Raw genomic sequence first — 20,544 nt, 5'->3', positions numbered from 1 at the left:
GCCAGAACCACCAGATGATGGCGACGATCAGGGCCAGGCCCGCCAGGTTGAGTATCCAGCTCATGACAGGGCCTCCTGGTGTTCGATGGCGCTTTTGTCGCGCTGAGCGTGGGTATCGCCACGGGTCTTGAGCAGCCGCAGCCGGTTGGCATTGCTGACCACGGTGATCGAGGAGAGCGACATGGCGGCCCCCGCGATCATCGGCGACAGCAGCATGCCGGTGATCGGGTAGAGCACACCCGCGGCGATGGGAATGCAGAGGGTGTTGTAGCCGAAGGCGCCCACCAGATTCTGCTTGATGTTGCGCAGGGTCATGCGGCTGATCTCGATGGCGTCGGCGATACCGTGCAGCGAGCTGCGCATCAGGGTGATGCCGGCGCTCTCGATGGCGACGTCGGTGCCCTGTCCGATGGCGAAGCCCACGTTGGCCCGGGCCAATGCCGGTGCGTCGTTGATGCCGTCGCCCACCATGCCGACCACCTCGCCGGCCTGCTGCAGGCGTTCGATCTCGGCGTGCTTGTCCTCGGGCAGCAGCCCCGCGCGGAAGTCGTCGATTCCCACTTCGGCGGCGATGGCTCTGGCGGTATGCACGTTGTCGCCGGTGAGCATCACCACCTTGAGGCCATCGGCCTGCAGGCGCCTGATCGCTGTGACGGTGTCGGCACGCAGCGGGTCGCTGATGCCGAACAGCGCGGCGAGCCGCCCCCCCACGGCCAGATAGACCACGGTGCGCGCCTTCTCCTCCAGCCGCCTGGCCACTTCGTGGCCGGGAGAGAGGTCGATGCCGGCTTCCTCCAGCAGACGGGCGTTGCCCAGCAGGAGAGCGTTTCCATCCAGCGCCTGTGCCTTGACGCCGCCGCCGGTCACACTGTCGAAGTCACGGATCTCGACGGGCCCGGCATCGGCCTCCTCGGCATGCGCCACCAGGGCGGCGGCCAGGGGGTGTTCGGAGCCTCGTTCCAGCGCCGCCACCAGGCCAAGGGTCTTCTGCTTTTCGCTCCGTGACGGCGAACCCGGAAACTCCGCCTCGGTGACCCGCGGCTTGCCCTCGGTGAGGGTGCCGGTCTTGTCCACCACCAGGGTGGTGAGCCGGCTGGCGGTCTGCAGTGCCTCGCCGCTGCGCACCAGCACGCCGTGCTCGGCGGCCTTGCCCACCCCGATCATGGTGGAAATGGGCGTCGCCAGGCCCAGCGCGCAGGGACAGGCGATGATCAGTACCGTGGTGGCGGTGACCAGCATATGGACCATCCGTGGCTCGGCGCCGAAGTTGAACCACGCCAGCGCGGTGATCACTGCAATGATCATGACGCTGGGCACGAAGACGCTCGACACCTTGTCGGCCAGTTCGCCGATGGGCGGGCGTGAACTCTGGGCCATGGCCACCTGCTCGGTGATCTGTCCCAGGCGGGTGTCGGCGCCTACGCGCGTTGCACGAAAGACCAGCCCGCCCTTGCCGTTGATGGTGCCGGCATGGACCTCGTCGCCCTCGCGCTTGGCCACGGGCAGCGGTTCACCGGTCAGCATCGACTCGTCGATGTGGCTGGCCCCGCTGGTCACCTCGCCATCCACCGGCAGGCGCTCGCCGGGGCGTACGCGGATATGGTCCCCTTCGCGCACTGCGTCGATGGGGAGTTCTTTCTCCTCGCCGTCACGAATCACCCGGGCGGTACGGCTCTGCAGGTCGAGCAGGCGCTTGAGCGCTTCGCTGGTCCGGCCACGGGCCTTGAGTTCCAGCGCGTTGCCCAGCAATACCAGCCCGACGATCATCGCCGAGGCCTCGAAATAGATGCCGTGGGCCACCGCCGGCAGCCAGGGGGCGAAGACCACTACCGCCATGGAATAGAACCAGGCGGTACCGGTGCCCATGGCGATCAAGGTGTCCATGTTGGCCTGGTGGTGCGTGAAATGCTTCCAGGCGTTGACGAAGAAATGCCGTCCTGGGCCGGCCAGAACCGCCAGGGTCAGTACGCCGATCACCAGCCAGTAGAGCCGCCCCACGCCGACCGGGTGGGGGTGATGGAAGAACATGCTGGCCATCAGTGGCACGGCAAGCGCCAACGACCAGAAGCTCCCGCGCAGGCGTCGATGATATTCCCTGGCATCGTGCTCGGCCCGGGCCTGCTCGGCCTGGCGCAGGTCAACGATGGGTTCGGCACCGTAGCCGGCGGCTTCTACCGCCTTGATCAGCGATCGGATGTCGGTGCTGCCATGCGCCTGGGCGGTGCGAGTACCGAAGTTGACGGTTGCCGTGGCGACTCCCGGCACACTCTCCAGCGCCTGCTGCACGCTGTTGACGCAGCTGGCACAGGTCATCCCGGAGATCGACAGACGGTGTGAGGCAAGGCCCGGGGCGGCCCCGGGGCGCCGATCACGGCTGGCCCCACCCCGCCCTGATGGCGTCGCTGCATCGGGAATGACTGCGTCGGGTTTTTCTGCATCACCGACCGGGTAGCCGGCGTTTTGCAGCACGCGATCGAGCGTTTCCCCGTCGAGGGCGGTGGTCACGTCCAGCCGTTTTTCCGCCGGGGTGCCGGTTACCTCGGCGTCCGGGTCGCGGGCCTGGATCGCCTCGCGCATGCGCTTCACGCAGCCCTGACAATTCATGCCGGGTACGGTGCGAACCAGAGGTCGTGGGATGCTCATCGGGTCTCCTCGCCGGAGTGGCAGCAAGCCTTGGCATTCAGTGTGTCGGGAAAGCTCTCGATCAGCCGGCACAGGCTGTTCCCGTCGGGCGTGCCGTCGGGCATCTCGGCCCATGCCTCCAGCGCTTGTTCCATGCGTGCTGCCAGAGCCTGGAGTTCGGCGATGCGATCATGGATCTGTGGCAGCCGGCTGGCCAGCAGGTCGCGCACCATGGGGCAGGGCGAGTCGCCCTGGTCGGCGTGGGCCAGGATGTCGCGGATCTCGGCCACGCCAAAGCCCAGCATCCGGGCCCGCTGAATGAAACGCAGCCGCTCCAGGTCGGCCCGGTCATAGAGCTGATAGCCGTTATCCGGGTGACGCTCGGGGTGCAGCAGCCCTTCGCGGGTGTAGTGGCGCACCGTCTCGGCGGTCACGTCGGCGCACCGGGCCAGTTCGCTGACCTTCATGGCGGAGTCTCCTGATGTTGGGACCATGTCGGAAGTGTAAAACCTATGGGTTACACAGAGGTCAAGAACCGGCCATGCGGCGCGCTGCGATGCACAAAGGAAAAGTTCAATCACTTCCGCCTAAGCACAACTAAAGTATAAGGATTTTCGGTATTAAAACGAACGTTTGGCCTTGAACCAAACGGATGTTTGGCAAAGACTGTGTCCAGTAGAACAGCATCCCGGCGAGGATGCGCTGAATCAAACCAAGAACGCCAGCTCGCATTTGGAAGAGGACGTCGAGATCATGCATAACAAGTTCAATAAACTTACCTGGGCCGTGGCGGTTGCCGCAGCCGCTTTCGCCAGCCAGGCCAACGCCGGCGGTTACCAGATCAACGAGCAGAGCGTCAGCGGCCAGGGCTACGGCCATGCCGGGCGGAGTTCCAACGTCAACGATGCCTCCATCGTGTTCGGCAATCCGGCGGGCATGTCCTTCCTGGATCGCGCTCAGGTGACGGCGGGTGGAACCTATCTGAACGTCAACAGTCGCATTCGCAATGCCGAGGCGACACGCAGCGCGCCTGGAGTGGGCGTCATCGATCAATCCGTGGCTGGTTCATCAGATGGTGATATGGTGCCTGGCACGTTCATCCCGTTCGCCTTTTACGCTCAGCCGATCAATGAGCGCCTTTCATTCGGCTTCGGCGTATACGCTCCCTTCGGTTCCAAGACCGACTACGAAGATGGCTTTATCGGGCGCAATCTCGGTAATTATACCGAACTGACAGTAGTGAGTGCTCAGCCTACCTTGTCCTACCGTTTCAATGACCAATGGTCCGTTGGGGCAGGCGTGACCTACAATCGTGTGGATGGTGAACTGCAGCGTCAGGTGCCGGTCGCCGTGGGGCCTGGCACCACGATCGAGGCCGACTCACGGGTCGAGGGCGATGACGAAGCCTGGGGCTACAACATCGGCGTCATCTTCCAGCCGGTACCCGAAACCACCTTCGGCCTGACCTATCGCTCCAAGGTGGACTACACCCTGACGGGGGACTTCAGAGCCACTGCGGATGCGGTTGGCATCGAGGTCACCGATAACGCCTCTCTCGACCTGACGACGCCGGAGACGATCAACTTCTCCGTCACCCAGCAGATGACCGATAACCTGAAGCTGATGGCCGGCGCTTCCTGGACGCGCTGGAGTCGCTTCGAGCGTATCCTCATCGAGGGTGAGAACATCCCCGAGATCACCCGTGAGGAGCAGGATTATTCCAATGCCTGGGCCTATGCGCTGGGTGGTGAGTACCAGTTGAATCCGCAACTGGCCCTGCGTGCGGGTGTCACGCTCGACTTCACGCCGACCAGTGACCAGTACCGCAGTGCACGTATCCCCTCCGATGATCGCCGCATCTTCTCCATCGGTGCCGGCTGGAGTCCGACGGAGGACCTGACGCTGGACTTTGCTTACTCCTATCTGACCGAACGTAGCACTCAGGTTGATCAGATCCGGTCCGACGGATTCCAAGGCACGCCACCGGTGACGTCTACCTATACCGCCGACTACAAGAACGAGGCCCATGGCTTCGGCGCTCAGCTGACCTACCGCTTCTAGCGCGTCGGCAACGCCGGCGCTCATCGCGATGCAGACAGCCCGGCTTCGGCCGGGCTGTCTGCGTCAGGCCCGGCATTTCCGCGACGCGCCACTTTCGCTACAATAGTCGCCTTTTCCGTGCCGCCGGGGCCCTGGTTTGACCGCCTGCGCCGAGGCGGCCGTTTTTCCACTGCAGATTTCAGGCGAGTGAGCCCATGCTGGAAACGAATCCTGTCCACAACCTCATCAAGGACCTGGCCGAACGGACAGACGTCCTGAGGGGGTATCTTTGACTATGCCGAACGCAAGGATCGGCTAGAGGAAGTCTCCCGCGAGCTGGAAGACCCCAACGTCTGGAACGACCCGGACTATGCCCAGAAGCTCGGCCGCGAGCGGGCCTCGCTGGAGCAGATCGTCCAGACCATCGATGAACTCGACCAAGGGCTGGCGGATAGCCGTGACCTGCTCGAACTGGCCGAGATGGAAGAGGACGAGGACACCGTCGCCGAGGTCGAGAAGGAGCTGGATGGCCTCAATTCCAGCCTCGAGAAGCTCGAGTTCCGGCGCATGTTCTCCGGCGAGATGGACGAGAACAACGCCTACCTGGATATCCAGGCCGGCTCCGGCGGCACCGAGGCCCAGGACTGGGCCAACATGCTGCTGCGCATGTACCTGCGTTGGGCCGAGCATCACGGCTTCAAGGCCGAGATCACCGAGGTCTCCGCCGGCGAAGTGGCGGGCATCAAGTCGGCTACCGTGCATGTGCAGGGCGACTACGCTTTCGGCTGGCTGCGTACCGAGACCGGCGTCCACCGCCTGGTGCGCAAGAGCCCGTTCGACTCCGGCGGCCGTCGCCACACCTCGTTCGCCTCGGTGTTCCTGTCGCCGGAAGTGGACGACAGCTTCGAGGTCGAGATCAATCCGGCGGACCTGCGTACCGACACCTATCGCTCCAGCGGCGCCGGCGGCCAGCACGTCAACACCACCGATTCGGCCGTGCGCATCACCCACGAGCCGACCGGCATCGTGGTGGCCTGCCAGAACCAGCGCAGCCAGCACGCCAACCGCGACTTCGCCATGAAGCAGCTCAAGGCGAAGTTGTGGGAGCACGAAATGCAGAAGCGTAACGCCGCCAAGCAGGAGGCCGAGGATTCCAAGGCCGATATCGGCTGGGGCAGCCAGATCCGCTCCTACGTCCTCGATGACCAGCGCATCAAGGATCTGCGCACCGGCGTGCAGACCAGCAACTGCGACAAGGTGCTGGACGGCGATCTCGACCAGTTCATCGTCGCCAGCCTCAAACAGGGCCTATAGCCTGCTGCGCTCGTGCGGCGCCAGATGTGAAGCGGTTTCACCGAATAACGTGATTTCAGACAGGTAGCGACATGGCCAACCCCCAGAGCTCTTCCGACAGCCCCCAGCAGGACGAAAATCGCCTGATTGCCGAGCGCCGTGCCAAGCTGGCGGAGCGCCGCAAGCTGGCCGATACGCATGGCGAGAGCGCTTTTCCCAACGACTTTCGCCGTGATAGCCAGGCTGCCGAGCTGATGGCGGAACTCGGCGACAAGGAGAAGGAAGCGCTGGAGGAGCTGGGGCGCGAGGCCGCTGTGGCCGGGCGTATCATGCGCAAGCGCGGTCCCTTCCTCGTCATTCAGGACGCCACGGGGCAGATCCAGCTCTACATCGACAAGAAGGGGCTGTCGGCGGACGTGCTGGAAGACATCAAGGGGTGGGACATCGGCGATATCGTGGCCGGCCGGGGCCCGGTGCACAAGTCCGGCAAGGGCGACCTCTACGTGATGATGGCCGAGGCCAGGCTGTTGACGAAGAGCCTGCGTCCGCTGCCCGACAAGTTCCACGGCCTGACCGACATGGAGGCACGCTATCGTCAGCGCTACGTCGACCTGATCATGAACCCCGATTCGCGCAAGGTGTTCGAGACCCGCGCCGGGGTGATCAGCGCCATGCGCCGCTTCTTCGAGGATCGCGGCTTCATGGAGGTGGAAACCCCCATGCTGCAGCCGATTCCAGGCGGTGCCACGGCGCGGCCCTTCATCACCCACCACAATGCGCTGGACATCGACATGTACCTGCGCATCGCACCGGAGCTCTACCTCAAGCGGCTGGTGGTGGGTGGCTTCGAACGGGTCTTCGAGATCAACCGCAACTTCCGCAACGAGGGGCTATCCACGCGGCACAACCCCGAGTTCACCATGATCGAGTTCTACCAGGCCCATGCGAACCACGATGACCTGATGGACCTCACCGAGGAGATGCTGCGCACCATCGCCCGCCAGGTGCTGGGCACCACCACGGTGGTCAACACCGTGCGCAACAGCGAGGGCGAGGTGCTCGAGACCTTCGAGTACGACTTCGGCAGCCCGTTGAAGCGCATCAGCGTGTTCGACTCCATCCTCGAATACAATCCGGACATCCATGCCGAGGCGCTGGCCGACGAGGCCGCCGCGCGGCAGATCGCCGAGCGGCTGGACATCGACGTCAAGGATGGCTGGGGGCTCGGCAAGATCCAGATCGAGATCTTCGAGAAGACCGTCGAGCACCGCCTGAAGCAGCCGACCTTCATCACCGAATACCCCACCGAGGTGAGCCCGCTGGCGCGGCGCAAGGACAGCAACCCCTTCGTCACCGAGCGCTTCGAGTTCTTCGTCGGCGGGCGTGAGATCGCCAACGGCTTCTCGGAGCTCAACGACGCCGAGGACCAGGCCGAGCGCTTTCGTGAACAGGTGGCCGAAAAGGAGGCCGGCGACCTCGAGGCGATGTACTACGATGCCGACTACGTGCGGGCACTGGAGTATGGCATGCCGCCCACCGCCGGCGAGGGCATCGGCATCGACCGCCTGGTGATGCTGTTCACCGACAGCGCCTCGATTCGCGATGTATTGCTGTTCCCGGCCATGCGCCCCGAAGTGGAATGAAGGGGCTGCGCTTCGGCCGGCATGGTCGTTGAAGCGACGGGGAATACCGGAGAGGAAGTCCGGCGCCATGGATGGCGCCGGTAGCTCCCAGGGATGGGCTCGGTGCGCCTCCTCGAAGGTATGTCCCCGTCGCGTTGCCTCTTCTCCCGGATCGGCCCCGAGCTGCGTAATGCCTGATCGCGGCCCATGGGCGGAAATATTGGTAAGCGGCGGCGCTAGCGCCCATAATGATCACCGTTTCGACGTCGAGGAGACCGTGATGAAACTGCTCAACCGCTCCGCCCTGAGCGTCAGGCCGACCCGGCACTTCGTGGACTGGATCAACGCCCTGGAACCCACGGTGGGAGACGACGACCTGACGCTGGCCGACGTCGAACGTGAAAGTACCGTCTACCTCATCCCCGAGATGGATACGCCGGAGGCGCTGGCGGGTTTCGTCCGCGAACGCTACCTGGAGATCCTCGAGACCGAGCTGCGTGCCTGGGAAGAGGATGAACGCCAGTGGCCGGAGACCGTGGACTGGCCGCTGTTCCAGCGCTTCCTGCAGGTCGAGCACAGCTACCTGGCCATCGACCTGGATAATGAAGCGGCGCTGGAAATCTCCGAGGTGGATGATTCGCTGCTGCTGGAAACCGATCAGGATTGAGCCGTTGCCGATGTGGCAAGAACTCAGGAGGAAACCGGCTTCGGCCGGTTTCCTCGTCATGGACTCCCGGCATGAGTCGGCTCTTCGAGACCCGGCGGGGCGATATGGGCAGCAGACGACGCTTCATGGCTCGGTCCGGACGCGCGAGGTGGGGCACAGCCGCTCGTGCCAGCGCTGAAGTACCGGCAGGGCCGGAGGCAGGCCGATGGCCAGCCCTCCACTGAGCTCCCGCCAGGCGGTGAGGTGACGATGGCTCACCACCGTCAGCAGCGGTATCCCCTTGACCATCAACACCAGCATTTCGGTGCTGAAGCCGCGACCGGCCGCCTCCTGGGCGCCGAAACGGTTGATCACCACCAGCTGTGGAGCGGCGTGCAGCGCCTCACGCAGTACGCCACTCGCTGCCACCAGGCCGGATGGGTCCAGGCTGCAGGCATGGGAATGAGGGCCCAGGTCCTGGCCGATCGGGTAGCGGGTATTGCTGGTCACGTCGATCAGCTGCATGGGGTGGCAGCGGACTCCGTGCTCGTCCAAAGCGGTGATCAGCCCGGCGACCCGCTGACCGTTCGCCTGCAGGGTGCGGGCGAATTCGGCGAGCAGGGCATCGGCGCCCTGTCCATTACCATCGTGGACGATGGCTGCTGCAGGAAAAGGTGTCTGCATGATGGATCCTCTTTGTCGCGACCATGCCGCGTGTCCGGTACCGCGATGAACAGGACGAAATACGGGCAAGGGTGCTGGCTCCTTGAGCGCTATATCTTTCTTGATATAACGCTAACCTCGCCGATCTGACCAGGCTATGACGCATGTCAATGAAAGGTGCGAGTCGGTGGTGAATAGGCCCAATGCCGCACCCGTCTCGCGAGGACGGGACAGGCCGGGGCCCATTGGCGGATCGGCATGGGACGTTCCTGAGGGGCGTCTTGGGGTCAAGAATGCCTGGTACAATGCCCCGGGTCAGAAGGGCTGCCGGGGCGTGCCGGGCCCTAGTGACAGCGTCGTGCCGGCGGGTGATTCCCATGCAGGAGGAAGGGTTTGAGAAGTCGACTATTCGAGGATCGCGAGGGCGATGACGGTCTGCCGGGTCCCGAGCGGCGCCTGGCGGTACTGGCGCTGATTCTCGGCACCCTGATGGCGGTGGTGGATACCACCATGATCAACCTGGCGCTGCCTTCGATCGCCCGCGACCTGGAGGTGTCGGCCGCGCGCGCCGTCTGGGTTTCCAACCTTTACCAGATCGTCTGTGCCGCCTTCCTGCTGGTGTTCGCCTCCTTCAGCGAGATGATCAGCCGTCGCCGGCTCTACGTGGCGGGGCTGGCGCTGTTCGTGGTGGCCTCGCTGGGGGCTGCCCTGGCACGCAACCTGGAGCTGTTGCTGGTGTTTCGAGCGCTGCAGGGGCTGGGCGCCGCCGCGACCCTTTCCATCGGTCCTTCGCTCTACCGGTCCATCTTCCCCACCCGGCTGCTGGGCTCCGCGCTTGGGTTGAGTGCGTTGATGGTAGCCGGGGGCTACGCCTCCGGGCCGGCCCTGGGAGGCCTGGTGCTGTCGGTCGCCAACTGGCCCTGGCTGTTCGCTCTGCACATACCGCTGTGTCTCTGTTCGCTATGGCTGGCGTGGCGGGCACTGCCCCGGGAGCCGGGGCGTCGGGGCGGTTTCGATGGCCGGGGAGCGTTCGGCTCGGTGGTCATGTTGGGCAGCTTCTTCCTGGCTCTGGACGCCCTGGGTCACAATGCCCCGGTCTGGCAGTGGCTGGGCTGGCTGGCCGTGAGCCTGGTGGCCGGGTACCTGTTTCTGCGGCGTCAGCGTCGTGCCAGTCACCCGCTGCTGCCCCCGAGGCTCTTTCACGAACCTCGCTTCAGCCTGGCGGTATCCGCCTCGGGACTCGCCTTCGTCGGTCAAGGGCTGGCCTTCGTGGCACTGACGTTCCTCTACCAGCAGGAGATGGGCTTCACCCCGCTTCAGACCGCCTGGCTGTTCACGCCCTGGCCGCTCGCCATCATGCTGGTGGGGCCCTTTGCCGGCCGGTTGGCCGACAAGGTCAATCCCAGCATCCTGGCCAGCTCGGGGCTGGTACTGCTGCTGTCGGGGCTGGCCTCGCTGGCGCTATTGAAAAGCGATGCCGGTGTCGTGGACAGCCTGTGGCGCATGGCGCTTTGCGGAATGGGTTTCGGGCTGTTCCAGCCACCCAACAATCGCGAGATGATGATCAGCGCTCCCCGGGAACTGAGCACCGCCGCCTCGGGGGTGCTCAGCACGACGCGAACCGTGGGGCAGTCTCTCGGCGTGGCGCTGGTGGGCGTCTTCCTGGCCGCGAATGCGCCGGTGCAGGCGACGCTATGGGTCGGTTGCGTGGCCTGCATTCTGGCGCTGGTCGCCAGCCTTGCCCGAATGCCGCTGGCCGGCGCCGCCCAGGCGAGCTCACGGCAGGCGTCGTCGTCGCCAAAATAGTACAATGTCGCCACATCCATCTCCGTGGAGCCAACATGAGTATCCAGGCCGATATCGAAACGAAGCTGCAGGCCCTCGAGCCCACGTTTCTGGCGGTGGAGAACGAGAGCCACCGGCACACCGTGCCGGTCGATTCCGAGACCCATTTCAAGGTCACGCTGGTTTCCGAACACTTCCAGGGGCTGATGCCGGTCAAGCGCCACCAGCGACTCTATGCCGTGCTGGCCGACGAGCTCGCCGGCCCGGTGCACGCCCTGGCGCTGCACCTGTACACCCCGGACGAGTGGGAGGCCCGTGGCGGTGCCAGGCCCGACTCGCCCGACTGTCGTGGCTCCGGCGCGTGATATCCGAACCGCAGCGTTTGCAGTATCTGACAGCCATGGGTTTCACGACCTGGGTGGCTCGCTATCAGTTGCCCAATGCCAGGCCAACCGAGGCGTGTGACTGGTCGCCGCCGCCGAAGCCTGCTGACACGCCACCCGCCGAGCGGTTGCAGGCGTTGCTGGGAGAGGCCGAGGAGGCCGCGACGCGGCAGCCGACCGCACCCATGGTGTCAGCCTTGCCTCGAGAATCGCGTGCACCGGTCCCCGGTCGTGCTCGCCAGCTACTGGGTCAGGACGGCACCGCGGCCGACACCGACACCGACACTACCGAGAGTTCTGATGGTGCCGGGAAGGCTCAGGAATCCCGCTCTTTCCAGGAGCCACTGCGCTTTTCGTTGCAGATGGCATGCCTGGATGGCCGCTGGCTGATTCTCGTACCGGGCGCGAACGCTCCCGACGATGCGCAATTGAGCCTGTTGGCTAACCTGCTGCAGGCAGGGGGCGTGATTCCGCAGCAGCTTCCCGCTTTCCAGGGGGTTCGCTGGCCGCCGATGGAAGGATTGCCCGTGGAGGCGCCGTTGGAAGAGGCGCGCCAGGGGCTGCAGGCGTTTGTCGAAGGGGCCGGTCGGCACGGTTGGACACCGGAACGTGTCCTCGTCTTCGGTCAGGACGAGACGCTGGATCGCTTGCTGGGACTTCATGAAGGTCACTGTGAGCTATTGGATCTGCCGGGTTGGCGGGGCGTGGCCCTGGATGAGTTGGCCACCAGCGCCGAGGCCAAGCGTGCCCTATGGCCAACACTGCATGAATGGCGCGACGCCTGGGAAAGTCACGGTGCCAGCGGAAGCCCAGATGCCTGACGGCATCCTCAGGCGTCTGGGCATAGCCGACCTGGAATGCCTGGTGAGGCTGGAACGGGCCCAGTCCCACCCCTGGACCCGCGGGCAGCTTGAGACCACCCTGACCGACGGATCTGTCTGTGTGCTTGGTATCGAGAGTGGCGGTGAGCTGTCGGGCCACGCCGTCGTGGCACGTCTGCCCTTCGAGGCCGAGCTCCAGGCGATGCTGGTAGCCCCCGACAAGCGTCGACGTGGCCTGGCGGCCCGGCTCTTGGTGGCGGTGATCGAACAGGCGCGTCGCTGGGGCAGCGAGCGCCTGTTGCTGGAGGTGAGGGCGAGCAATAGGGCAGCCATAGGGCTCTATCGCTCGACGGGCTTCGAGGAGGATGGGCGCCGCCGTGCGTACTATCCGGCTATCCCGGGTGAGCCGGCAGGCCCGGGCAGGGGAACCGGCGCGCCGAGGGAGGACGCGGTCCTGATGTCGCGCCGGCTATGAGCACGGGGAGCCAATGCCCAGCCTCAGCCATTACCCGTGTCCAGATCGTCGAACTTGCCCAGCAGGGCAGTCAGGCGCTCTTCCCACTCTTCGCGCTCCTTCTTGAGCCGGGCGTTTTCCTCACGCAGCTCTTCCGCTTCCATCTTCAGCAACTCTAAGGCCTCGACGGCGCTGGTAACTTTCTGTTCGAGCCGGTTGAAGAGTTCGGTGCTCATCCTTTTCTCCTGAAAACGTCCTGCCTGGGCGGGCCCCTGCCCGCCGCTGATTCCGACGCGCAGCGTAACGCCGCTTGCCGCGGCTCGGCAAGCGTAGCCGGAATGCGACGGTCGCTATTCGTCGTCAGCCGGTGCCTGGCGTCGGTAGAGACGGCCGATGCTATCGCCGGCCCGCACTTCCCGATGTAACCGCCAGGTCACGGGTACCTTCGGGTCGAGTTCCGATTCCGTTTCCAGATAGATGTAGGCGTCGGGGGTCAGCCAGCCTTGCTCCAGCCGTTGGCAGCAGGCTTCCGACAGCTGCTGGCGGAAGGGGGGGTCGAGAAATACCAGCGAAAATACCGTGGCCCCGGCGCCGCGCACGGTTTCCGGGCCGGCGTCGAGAAAGGCGAGCGCATCCCCGATGGCCACGCGCCCACGCGCCTCGGCGCCGAGAGTCTGAACATTGTCGGAGAGAGCCTGGGCCACACGGGCGTCCCGTTCGACGAACAGTGCTTCCCGGGCGCCGCGGGATAGCGCTTCCAGGCCCAGTGCGCCGGTGCCGGCGAAGAGGTCCAGCACTCGGGCTCCCGGTGTGGTCGAGGTCAACCAGTTGAACAGGGTTTCGCGTACCCGGTCGGGGGTGGGGCGCAGGCCAGGGCTGTCCAGTACCGGCAGCAGGCGACGGCGAAAGTCACCGCCGATGATGCGCAGGCGGCCGCCGCTCTTGCCGTTCCGTTGGACGGAAGCGGAGCGGTGAGGGCGAGGGGATGTGCGGCGGCGTGTCATGGTGTCGAATTGTACCCGTCGACTTGTCCACAGTCATGGTGCGCGGTGGTAGGATGTGTCGATCATTCACCCGTGAGGCTGAATTCTCCCATGTTCGGTTTTTTCAAGCGCAAGAAGCAGCAGGAAGAGCAGCAGCGGTCATTGGATCAAGGGCCGGAGGGCCTGACCGAGGAAGAGGCGACGGAAGCATCGTCGGCGAAGGAGGCCGCACGAGAGCCCGCCCCTTCGGAGCCGGCCATCCTTGAAGAACAGCGACCCGAGGAAGTCGCCATGGCCGGCCCGGCGGCGGACGAGGAGCTCGCGCGGACCGAGTCGGTCGACGAGGTCGGCCGCGAGGAGGAGAACGCCGCGCTGGCGTCTGGCCAGGCCGATGGCGAAGCGCCCTCCGAGGCTGCACCGTCGCCTGAGGCCGGGTCTGCACCGGCGCCGGTTCGCACCCCGGAGCAGGAGAAGCCGGCCGGGGAGACAAAGGGCTGGTTCTCCCGGATCCGGGCTGGGCTGGGCAAGACCCGCACCAACCTCACCGATGGCATCGCCGAACTGTTCCTGGGCAAGAAGCAGATCGATGACGAACTGATCGAGGACCTCGAAACCCAGCTCCTGATGGCCGATGTGGGCATCGAGGCCACCACCGAGATCATCGACCGCCTTGCCGAGCGTGTGTCACGCAAGGAACTCAAGGACCCCCAGGCGCTCTATCGGGCACTGCAGGACGAGCTGACCGTCATGCTCGACTCGGTGGCGAAGCCACTGGCCTTGCCCCCCAGGGGGGAGGGTCCCTTTGTGATCCTGGTCGTCGGCGTCAACGGCGTGGGCAAGACCACGACGATCGGCAAGCTGACCCAACGCTTTCAGCGCGAGGGCAGGAGCGTGATGCTGGCGGCCGGGGATACCTTCCGGGCCGCGGCGGTCGAGCAGCTCAAGGTGTGGGGTGAGCGCAACAGCGTGCCGGTGATCGCGCAGCATACCGGTGCCGATAGCGCCTCGGTGATCTTCGACGCCGTGGCGGCGGCAAAGGCGCGCAAGATCGATGTCCTGATCGCCGATACGGCTGGCCGGCTGCACAACAAGGGCCACCTGATGGAGGAACTCAAGAAGGTGCATCGGGTGATGGGCAAGCTGGACGATACGGCGCCCCACGAGGTGATGCTGGTGCTGGATGCCGGCACCGGACAGAACGCCATTTCCCAGGCCGCCACCTTCAACGAGGCGGTGCCGGTCACCGGTATTACCCTGACCAAGCTGGATGGTACCGCCAAGGGCGGCATCATCTTCGCCCTGGCCAAGCAACTCGGTACGCCGATCCGCTTCATCGGGGTGGGCGAGTCGCTGGATGACCTGCGGCCCTTCGAGGCCCGTGACTTCGTCGATGCCCTCTTCGACCAGGGCGACGAGCGGGACGCTGCCTCGGCATGATCGTTTTCGAGCACGTGGGAAAGCGCTACGGTGGGCGTTTCGAGGCACTGGCCAATCTCGACTTTCGCGTGCGGCGCGGCGAGATGGTCTTTCTCACCGGGCACTCCGGGGCCGGCAAGAGTTCACTGCTGCGCTTGATCATGCGCCTGGAGCGGCCGACCCGGGGCCGGGTGCTGGTGGCGGGCCATGATATCGCCCGGTTGCATGCCAGCCAGGTGCCTTTCTATCGCCGCCAGATCGGCGTGGTCTTTCAGGATCATCAACTGCTTCTGGATCGTTCCATCTACCACAACGTGGCGCTGCCACTGGAAATTCGCGGCGTCGAGCCCCGCGAGGCCGCGCGCCGGGTGCGGGCGGCGCTGGACAAGGTCGGCCTGCTGCATCGCGAGAAGGCGCTGCCCATCGAGCTCTCCGGTGGCGAGCAGCAGCGTGTGGGCATTGCCCGCGCGGTGGTCAACAAGCCGTCGCTGCTGCTGGCCGATGAGCCCACCGGCAACCTCGACCCCCAGCTCTCCGCCGATATCATGGCGCTGTTCGAGGACTTCAATCGCATCGGCACCACGGTAGTGATCGCCAGCCATGACCTGGCACTGATCACCCGGCTGCGCCACCGCATGTTGAGACTGAGGGATGGCCGGCTGGTGGCCGACGAGGAGGCCGCATGAGCCGCGATGCCGCCCGCCAGCCGCCGCGCGGGGCACGCAGCCAGAGCCAGGGCCCACGCGCCAGCAGCCGAATGCGTGCCTGGGGACGACATCATCGCGCCATGTGCCTGGATAGTGCCCGCCGCCTGCTCCGGCACCCGCTCGGCAGTCTGTTGACCATGCTGGCCATTGCCATCGCCCTGGTACTGCCGGCGGCACTCTGGCTGGCATTGGACAGCGCCCGCGTGCTGGACGCCGAGCTGGAGGAGAGCGCCACCCTGACCGTGTACCTGGCGCACCAGGTGGAAGAGGCCCAGGCCGGGCGTATCAACGAAGCCATCGGCGCCCACGAAGGGGTGGCACGCACCCGCTTGATCACTGCCGCTGAAGGGATGGCCGAATTCCAGCAGGCGCTGGGGCTCGCCGACGCCCTGGGGCGTCTCGACGACAACCCGCTGCCGGCGAGCGTGGTGGTGTCGCCGGTGGATCCGGAGCCTGAGGCGGTACGCCAGCTGGCCGAGTCGCTGGACGACCTGGCCGGCGTCGATGAAGTGCGCCTCGACCTGGCCTGGCTGGAGCGACTGCGCCACCTGGCCGAGCTGGGAAGTCGCCTGGCCCTGGCACTGGGCGTGCTGTTCGGCCTGGGTGTGCTGCTGGTGGTAGGCAACACTATCCGCCTCGCGGTGGAGAGTCGCCGACAGGAGATCGAGGTGGTGATGCTGATAGGCGCCACCCACGCCTTCGTACGCCGGCCCTTCCTATACAGCGGTGCCTGGTACGGCCTGGGAGGCGGCCTGCTCGCCTGGGGGTTGCTTGGGCTGGGCAACGAGTGGCTGGCGGCTCCCGTCAGGGCCCTGGCGGCCAGCTATGGCGCGACCTTCCAGCTGCCGCAGTTGGGTGCCGCGGGCTCGGCAACGCTGCTGATCTGCAGTACACTATTGGGCTGGCTGGGTGCCTGGATCGCCGTGAGTCGGCATCTCGCGGAGATTCGGCCGCGGTAAGGAGCGGAGATTCGGCCCCACTGGCGCATGTTCGCGGAATCTGCCACGCTAGCCAGCAAATATGGAACATTCCGTGGTCGCGGCCGTCAAACATGGCGGTCACGAACAGCACGTACTAGGTTTCGAGGGAGACAACCTGCACATGAGCACCAGTCTTCTACCGGTGGGACAGTTATCGCCGGGCCATGACCTCAACGGGTACATTCAGGCGGTAAACGGCATTCCGATGCTGACCGCCGAGGAAGAGCGCGAGCTCGCCTTTCGCCTTTATGACGATGGCGACCTGGAAGCGGCGCGCCGTCTGGTACTGTCGCATCTGCGCTTCGTCGTGCATATCGCGCGCAGCTATTCCGGCTATGGCCTGCCTCAGGCCGATCTCATCCAGGAAGGCAACGTTGGTCTGATGAAGGCGGTCAAGCGTTTCGACCCCAATCAGGGCGTACGGCTGGTTTCCTTTGCGGTGCACTGGATCAAGGCGGAAATCCACGAGTTCGTGCTGCGCAACTGGCGCATCGTCAAGATCGCCACCACCAAGGCCCAGCGCAAGCTGTTCTTCAACCTGCGCAGCGCCAAGAAGCGCCTGGCCTGGTTGAACAATGACGAAGTCGACGCCATCGCCAGGGACCTGGACGTCAAGCCAGAGGTGGTGCGTGAGATGGAAGGCCGCCTGTCGGCACACGACGCCGGCTTCGATGCCGCGCCGAACGACGACGAGGAATCCGTCTATCAGGCCCCGGCGCATTATCTCGACGATGCCGGTGCCGATCCGGCCGTGCAGCTGGAAGACAGCGATTGGGAAGGCGATGCCAACCGTCGGCTCCAGCTGGCCCTGGAGGCGCTGGACGAGCGCTCCCGCGATATCCTGCAGCAGCGCTGGCTTGCCGATGGCAAGGCCACCCTGCACGAACTGGCCGATGTCTACGGTGTCTCCGCCGAGCGCATTCGCCAGCTCGAGAAGAACGCCATGAAGAAGATCCGTCAGCAGTTGGGCGATACGCTGGCGGCTTGAGCCTGGATTCCCCGATACGCAACAGCCCCGGTCAATGACCGGGGCTGTGTCGTCTGTGCGGGCGCCCGATACAGCCTGGTCAGGCCGTCTGCGGAGCCTCGCGCAACAGCTGGGCCGAGAGGAGGGCCCACTGGTCGTCCCAGTGTTCGGTAGGGCGGCGCTGGAAGTCGCTGCGCACGTACTGGGATATCCGCCCTTCGGCCTGGGCCACCAGCAGGTTGGCCGCCGCCGATACGGGCAGGGTGGATCGGCGACCCTCGCGCAGCTCCGCTTCTCGCAGTACCTGCTTGAGCTGTGTCTCCAGCCTTTCGAAGAGCTGATGGATGCGCAGCCGCAGCCGTGCGGTCTCGCCGGTCAGGACATCGCCGCCAAGCAGCCGCGACAGGCCGGGGTTCTTCTCGGCGAAGGCCAGCAGTAGCGTGAGAATCTGGCCGCAACGCGGCACCGCCTCGGGTATCTCGTCGAGAATTCGGGTGATGCGCTCGAACAGGGTCTCTTCGATATAGGCGATGAGTCCCTCGAACATTCGTGCCTTGCTCGGGAAGTGTCGGTAGAGGGCGGCTTCGGATACACCCACCTGGCGAGCCAAGGCTGCGATGGTGATGCGCTTGCCGCTGTCTTCCTCCAGCATCAGGGCGAGAGCTTGCAGAATCTGCTCCCGTCGGCTGGATGGTTGAGTTGCCTGCGTCATGTCGATGTTATCTTTTTGGTTGTTTAGGCGGCGTCGTTGCCTTGATGTTCGGCGTCGGTGATCAGGGTGCCGACCCCGGCATTGGTGAATATCTCCAGCAGGGTGGCATGGGGAACCCTGCCGTCGATGATGTGTGCGCTGGAGACACCTCCCTTCACGGCGTCCAGGGCGCAGCGGATCTTCGGCAGCATGCCGCCATGGATGGTGCCATCGGCGATCAGACCATCCACCTGGGCGGTGCTGAGCCCGGTCAGCACCTCGCCTTCGGCGTTCATCAGGCCAGCGACATTGGTCAGCAGCATCAACTTTTCGGCGCCGAGTGCCTCGGCCACCTTGCCAGCCACCAGGTCGGCATTGATGTTGTAGCTGTGACCCTCGCCATCGACCCCGATGGGGGCGATGACCGGGATGAAGTCGCGCTCGGCAAGCATCTCGATCAGATCGGTGGAAATGTGTTCGACCTCACCCACATGACCGATGTCGATGATCTCCGGCACGGTCATCTCCGGCGTCTGATGTTCTACCTGGAGCTTTCGGGCGCGGATCTGGGAGCCGTCCTTGCCGGTCAGGCCGATCGCCTTGCCGCCGCACTGGTTGATCAGGTTGACGATGCCCTTGTTGACCAGGCCACCCAGCACCATCTCCACCACGTCCATGGTTTCCGAATCGGTGACCCGCATTCCATTGACGAAGCGCGACTCGATCTTCAGCTTGGCCAACAGATCGCCGATCTGCGGGCCACCGCCGTGGACGACGACCGGATTGATGCCCACTTCCTTCATCAGCACCATGTCGCGGGCAAAGGAGTCCATCAGGGCGTCCTCGGTCATGGCATTGCCGCCATACTTCACGACGACGGTCTTGCCGGAGAAGCGCTGGATATAGGGAAGCGCTTCGGAAAGCACTTCCACTACCAGGCGCGGGTCGCGAGTCGTTTCGGTCATGGTCATTCCTTTCGGGTGCGGTAAACGCCCTGTCGTTCAGTTCGGCAGCGTCAGCGATGGATCGATCCGTTTCAGGGCGTCTTCGAAGCAGGTGCGGATGCGCGCCAACGCCTGGTCGTTCTTGCCTTCAAAGCGCAGCACGAGCACGGGCGTGGTGTTGGAGGCGCGGCACAGGCCCCAGCCATCCGGATAATCGACACGAATGCCGTCCAGGGTGGTCTTGATCCCGTTCTCGCCGAAATCGCCCTCGCGGGCCATCCTTTCCACCAGGTCGAACTTGTTCTCGTCGGTCACCTGGACATTGATCTCCGGTGTGCCGATATCCTGTGGGTAGCGGGCGAAGAAGGCATCGGCGTCGAGTTCCTGATGGGAGAGGATCTCCAGCAGCCGCGCGGCAGCGTAGATGCCGTCGTCGAAGCCGTACCAGCGTTCCTGGAAGAAGATGTGGCCGCTCATCTCCCCCGCCAGCAGGGCACCGGTTTCCTTCATGCGCGCTTTGATCAGCGAGTGACCGGTACGCCACATTTCCGGCTCGCCCCCGGCATCATTGATGACCCGGGCCAGGTTGCCGGTGCACTTGACGTCGAAGATCACCTTGGCACCCGGGTTGCGCGACAGCATGTCCTCGGCGAAGGCCATCATCAGGTGATCGGGGTAGATCAGCTTGCCGGTTGGCGTGATCACGCCGAGCCGGTCGCCGTCGCCATCGAAGGCCAGGCCGATGTCGGCGCCGGTCTCCTGCACGGTCTGTATCAGGTCCTGCAGATTCTCGAGCTTGCCAGGATCCGGGTGGTGGTTGGGAAAGGTGCCGTCGATCTCGGCGAACAGCGGCACGATATCGGCGCCGAGCTGCCCGATCAGCTTCGGACCCAGCTCACCGGCCACGCCGTTGCCGCAGTCCACCACCGCCTTGATGGGGCGGGCGAGCGTGATGTCACCCAGGATGCGGTCCAGGTAGGCGTCGCGGACATCGTCCTGGCGAACTCTCCCCTGGCCTGCGGCGAGATCACCGGCCTCGATGCGCCGGTAGAGGGCGGTAATCGCCTCGCCGGAGAGTGTCTCGCCGCCCAGCACGATCTTGAAGCCGTTGTAGTCCGGCGGGTTGTGGCTGCCGGTGACCATCACGCCCGAGGCGGTGCCCTCGAGCAGGTTGGTGGCGTAATAGAGTACCGGCGTGGGTACCATGCCGATATCGATGACGTCGCGCCCGGCGAGGGTCAGTCCGCGTATCAGCGCTTCGCTCAGCCTGGGGCCGGAAAGGCGTCCGTCACGCGCCACCACCACGGTGGACTCGTTGCGGGCCGCCGCTTCCGAACCGATGGCACGGCCGACCTGTTCGACGGTCGCTTCGGTCAGGGTGTCGTCGACGATGCCGCGAATGTCGTAGGCGCGGAAGATGGAGGCCGGTACTGCTTGGCTCATGTCTGGGCTCATAGCGTTTCCTTGGCAAACAATGATGAATCAGAGTGATGCCTAGGTTGCGACAGCCATGCCGGCCTGCCCATC

Annotated in this window: 20 protein-coding genes; 12 read left to right on the top strand and 8 right to left on the bottom strand. The window is 65.0% G+C overall.

Annotated features, from left to right (window positions below; translation table 11 throughout):
• Nucleotides 1-60 precede the first annotated feature (60 nt).
• Together C1H69_RS07665 and C1H69_RS07660 are read right to left on the bottom strand one after the other, a co-directional pair.
• Nucleotides 61-2,643 carry a heavy metal translocating P-type ATPase gene (locus tag C1H69_RS07665; RefSeq protein WP_240609864.1) on the bottom strand — a complete coding sequence of 861 codons (2,583 nt, stop codon included), beginning with the start codon at nucleotides 2,641-2,643 and terminating at the stop codon, nucleotides 61-63.
• Complete coding sequence (locus C1H69_RS07660) at nucleotides 2,640-3,089, bottom strand: MerR family transcriptional regulator (RefSeq protein WP_102652806.1); 450 nt, start codon at nucleotides 3,087-3,089, stop codon at nucleotides 2,640-2,642. Before C1H69_RS07660 ends, C1H69_RS07665 begins: the two co-directional genes overlap by 4 nt.
• Nucleotides 3,090-3,375: 286 nt before the next feature.
• On the opposite strand from C1H69_RS07660, the gene C1H69_RS07655 reads away from it, so the two are divergent.
• The 4 genes from C1H69_RS07655 (at nucleotide 3,376) to C1H69_RS07640 (ending at nucleotide 8,244) form a co-directional block, all read left to right on the top strand.
• Nucleotides 3,376-4,683 carry an OmpP1/FadL family transporter gene (locus C1H69_RS07655; protein ID WP_102652805.1) on the top strand — a complete coding sequence of 436 codons (1,308 nt, stop codon included), beginning with the start codon at nucleotides 3,376-3,378 and terminating at the stop codon, nucleotides 4,681-4,683.
• 194 nt (nucleotides 4,684-4,877) lie between these two features.
• Nucleotides 4,878-5,976 (top strand): peptide chain release factor 2 gene (gene prfB / locus C1H69_RS07650; RefSeq protein ID WP_338066167.1). Its coding sequence is split into 2 segments (ribosomal slippage): nucleotides 4,878-4,952 and nucleotides 4,954-5,976, totalling 1,098 coding nucleotides; the frame shifts between segments, so codons are not numbered across the junction.
• Between the two features lie 71 nt (nucleotides 5,977-6,047).
• Nucleotides 6,048-7,598 carry a lysine--tRNA ligase gene (gene lysS / locus C1H69_RS07645; protein ID WP_102652804.1) on the top strand — a complete coding sequence of 517 codons (1,551 nt, stop codon included), beginning with the start codon at nucleotides 6,048-6,050 and terminating at the stop codon, nucleotides 7,596-7,598.
• A 259-nt stretch (nucleotides 7,599-7,857) separates the two neighbouring features.
• A complete protein-coding gene (locus C1H69_RS07640; RefSeq protein WP_102652803.1) occupies nucleotides 7,858-8,244 on the top strand; it encodes a hypothetical protein in 387 nt (128 codons plus the stop codon).
• Nucleotides 8,245-8,367: 123 nt separating this feature from the next.
• Here C1H69_RS07640 and C1H69_RS07635 read toward each other — a convergent pair whose 3' ends face one another.
• Nucleotides 8,368-8,907 (bottom strand): DUF2478 domain-containing protein, encoded by a 540-nt coding sequence (locus C1H69_RS07635; RefSeq protein WP_102652802.1) that lies wholly within the window; start codon nucleotides 8,905-8,907, stop codon nucleotides 8,368-8,370.
• A gap of 372 nt (nucleotides 8,908-9,279) precedes the next feature.
• Between C1H69_RS07635 and C1H69_RS07630 the strand changes: the two genes are divergently transcribed.
• From C1H69_RS07630 to rimI, 4 genes are read left to right on the top strand one after another with little or no spacing between them, the layout of a single operon-like run.
• A complete protein-coding gene (locus C1H69_RS07630; protein ID WP_102652801.1) occupies nucleotides 9,280-10,692 on the top strand; it encodes an MFS transporter in 1,413 nt (470 codons plus the stop codon).
• A 35-nt stretch (nucleotides 10,693-10,727) separates the two neighbouring features.
• A complete protein-coding gene (locus C1H69_RS07625) occupies nucleotides 10,728-11,036 on the top strand; it encodes a BolA family protein (RefSeq protein WP_102652800.1) in 309 nt (102 codons plus the stop codon).
• Nucleotides 11,033-11,875, top strand: coding sequence for a hypothetical protein (locus tag C1H69_RS07620; RefSeq protein WP_102652799.1), 843 nt, complete (start codon nucleotides 11,033-11,035; stop codon nucleotides 11,873-11,875). The genes C1H69_RS07625 and C1H69_RS07620 overlap by 4 nt, the downstream gene beginning before the upstream one ends.
• Nucleotides 11,868-12,350 (top strand): ribosomal protein S18-alanine N-acetyltransferase, encoded by a 483-nt coding sequence (rimI, locus tag C1H69_RS07615; RefSeq protein ID WP_102652798.1) that lies wholly within the window; start codon nucleotides 11,868-11,870, stop codon nucleotides 12,348-12,350. The genes C1H69_RS07620 and rimI overlap by 8 nt, the downstream gene beginning before the upstream one ends.
• Nucleotides 12,351-12,373: 23 nt before the next feature.
• On the opposite strand, the gene C1H69_RS07610 is transcribed toward rimI, so the two are convergent.
• Nucleotides 12,374-12,565, bottom strand: a complete 192-nt coding sequence (locus tag C1H69_RS07610; protein ID WP_102652797.1) for a cell division protein ZapB — start codon at nucleotides 12,563-12,565, stop codon at nucleotides 12,374-12,376.
• 114 nt (nucleotides 12,566-12,679) lie between these two features.
• Nucleotides 12,680-13,333 carry a 16S rRNA (guanine(966)-N(2))-methyltransferase RsmD gene (gene rsmD / locus C1H69_RS07605; RefSeq protein ID WP_102652796.1) on the bottom strand — a complete coding sequence of 218 codons (654 nt, stop codon included), beginning with the start codon at nucleotides 13,331-13,333 and terminating at the stop codon, nucleotides 12,680-12,682.
• A 90-nt stretch (nucleotides 13,334-13,423) separates the two neighbouring features.
• Between rsmD and ftsY the strand changes: the two genes are divergently transcribed.
• The 4 genes from ftsY to rpoH all read left to right on the top strand — a co-directional run bounded on the left by ftsY (nucleotide 13,424) and on the right by rpoH (nucleotide 17,403).
• The gene (ftsY, locus tag C1H69_RS07600) at nucleotides 13,424-14,749 is read left to right on the top strand and encodes a signal recognition particle-docking protein FtsY (protein ID WP_102652795.1); all 1,326 of its coding nucleotides are present in this window, start codon (nucleotides 13,424-13,426) and stop codon (nucleotides 14,747-14,749) included.
• Nucleotides 14,746-15,414 carry a cell division ATP-binding protein FtsE gene (gene ftsE / locus C1H69_RS07595; protein WP_102652794.1) on the top strand — a complete coding sequence of 223 codons (669 nt, stop codon included), beginning with the start codon at nucleotides 14,746-14,748 and terminating at the stop codon, nucleotides 15,412-15,414. Before ftsY ends, ftsE begins: the two co-directional genes overlap by 4 nt.
• Entirely contained in the window at nucleotides 15,411-16,394 is a 984-nt protein-coding gene (gene ftsX, locus C1H69_RS07590) for a permease-like cell division protein FtsX (RefSeq protein ID WP_102652793.1), read from the top strand. The genes ftsE and ftsX overlap by 4 nt, the downstream gene beginning before the upstream one ends.
• A gap of 142 nt (nucleotides 16,395-16,536) precedes the next feature.
• Nucleotides 16,537-17,403 carry an RNA polymerase sigma factor RpoH gene (gene rpoH, locus C1H69_RS07585; protein WP_102652857.1) on the top strand — a complete coding sequence of 289 codons (867 nt, stop codon included), beginning with the start codon at nucleotides 16,537-16,539 and terminating at the stop codon, nucleotides 17,401-17,403.
• Between the two features lie 79 nt (nucleotides 17,404-17,482).
• Here the strand turns inward: rpoH and slmA are convergent, their stop codons facing one another.
• From slmA to C1H69_RS07570, 3 genes are read right to left on the bottom strand one after another with little or no spacing between them, the layout of a single operon-like run.
• Nucleotides 17,483-18,094 (bottom strand): nucleoid occlusion factor SlmA, encoded by a 612-nt coding sequence (slmA, locus tag C1H69_RS07580; RefSeq protein WP_102652792.1) that lies wholly within the window; start codon nucleotides 18,092-18,094, stop codon nucleotides 17,483-17,485.
• A 23-nt stretch (nucleotides 18,095-18,117) separates the two neighbouring features.
• Nucleotides 18,118-19,038 carry an acetylglutamate kinase gene (gene argB / locus C1H69_RS07575; protein ID WP_102652791.1) on the bottom strand — a complete coding sequence of 307 codons (921 nt, stop codon included), beginning with the start codon at nucleotides 19,036-19,038 and terminating at the stop codon, nucleotides 18,118-18,120.
• 36 nt (nucleotides 19,039-19,074) lie between these two features.
• Nucleotides 19,075-20,460, bottom strand: coding sequence for a phosphomannomutase/phosphoglucomutase (locus tag C1H69_RS07570; protein ID WP_102652856.1), 1,386 nt, complete (start codon nucleotides 20,458-20,460; stop codon nucleotides 19,075-19,077).
• Nucleotides 20,461-20,544 lie beyond the last annotated feature (84 nt).

The organism is Billgrantia endophytica, from assembly GCF_002879615.1.
GTDB classification, from domain to species: Bacteria; Pseudomonadota; Gammaproteobacteria; order Pseudomonadales; family Halomonadaceae; genus Halomonas; species Halomonas endophytica.
Note: the sequence above shows the minus strand (reverse complement) of the source record. Positions and strands in the feature narration are given on the sequence as shown.

What these genes read in the sequence shown, in the direction of transcription:
- rpoH (WP_102652857.1), top strand. Translation starts at nt 16,537, where the DNA reads ATGAGCACCAGTCTTCTACCGGTGGGACAGTTATCGCCGGGCCATGAC.
- ftsX (WP_102652793.1), top strand. Translation starts at nt 15,411, where the DNA reads ATGAGCCGCGATGCCGCCCGCCAGCCGCCGCGCGGGGCACGCAGCCAG.
- slmA (WP_102652792.1), bottom strand. Translation starts at nt 18,094, where the DNA reads ATGACGCAGGCAACTCAACCATCCAGCCGACGGGAGCAGATTCTGCAA.
- C1H69_RS07570 (WP_102652856.1), bottom strand. Translation starts at nt 20,460, where the DNA reads ATGAGCCAAGCAGTACCGGCCTCCATCTTCCGCGCCTACGACATTCGC.
- ftsY (WP_102652795.1), top strand. Translation starts at nt 13,424, where the DNA reads ATGTTCGGTTTTTTCAAGCGCAAGAAGCAGCAGGAAGAGCAGCAGCGG.
- lysS (WP_102652804.1), top strand. Translation starts at nt 6,048, where the DNA reads ATGGCCAACCCCCAGAGCTCTTCCGACAGCCCCCAGCAGGACGAAAAT.
- argB (WP_102652791.1), bottom strand. Translation starts at nt 19,038, where the DNA reads ATGACCGAAACGACTCGCGACCCGCGCCTGGTAGTGGAAGTGCTTTCC.
- C1H69_RS07655 (WP_102652805.1), top strand. Translation starts at nt 3,376, where the DNA reads ATGCATAACAAGTTCAATAAACTTACCTGGGCCGTGGCGGTTGCCGCA.
- rsmD (WP_102652796.1), bottom strand. Translation starts at nt 13,333, where the DNA reads ATGACACGCCGCCGCACATCCCCTCGCCCTCACCGCTCCGCTTCCGTC.
- ftsE (WP_102652794.1), top strand. Translation starts at nt 14,746, where the DNA reads ATGATCGTTTTCGAGCACGTGGGAAAGCGCTACGGTGGGCGTTTCGAG.
- C1H69_RS07660 (WP_102652806.1), bottom strand. Translation starts at nt 3,089, where the DNA reads ATGAAGGTCAGCGAACTGGCCCGGTGCGCCGACGTGACCGCCGAGACG.
- C1H69_RS07640 (WP_102652803.1), top strand. Translation starts at nt 7,858, where the DNA reads ATGAAACTGCTCAACCGCTCCGCCCTGAGCGTCAGGCCGACCCGGCAC.
- C1H69_RS07610 (WP_102652797.1), bottom strand. Translation starts at nt 12,565, where the DNA reads ATGAGCACCGAACTCTTCAACCGGCTCGAACAGAAAGTTACCAGCGCC.
- C1H69_RS07635 (WP_102652802.1), bottom strand. Translation starts at nt 8,907, where the DNA reads ATGCAGACACCTTTTCCTGCAGCAGCCATCGTCCACGATGGTAATGGA.
- C1H69_RS07625 (WP_102652800.1), top strand. Translation starts at nt 10,728, where the DNA reads ATGAGTATCCAGGCCGATATCGAAACGAAGCTGCAGGCCCTCGAGCCC.
- rimI (WP_102652798.1), top strand. Translation starts at nt 11,868, where the DNA reads ATGCCTGACGGCATCCTCAGGCGTCTGGGCATAGCCGACCTGGAATGC.
- C1H69_RS07665 (WP_240609864.1), bottom strand. Translation starts at nt 2,643, where the DNA reads ATGAGCATCCCACGACCTCTGGTTCGCACCGTACCCGGCATGAATTGT.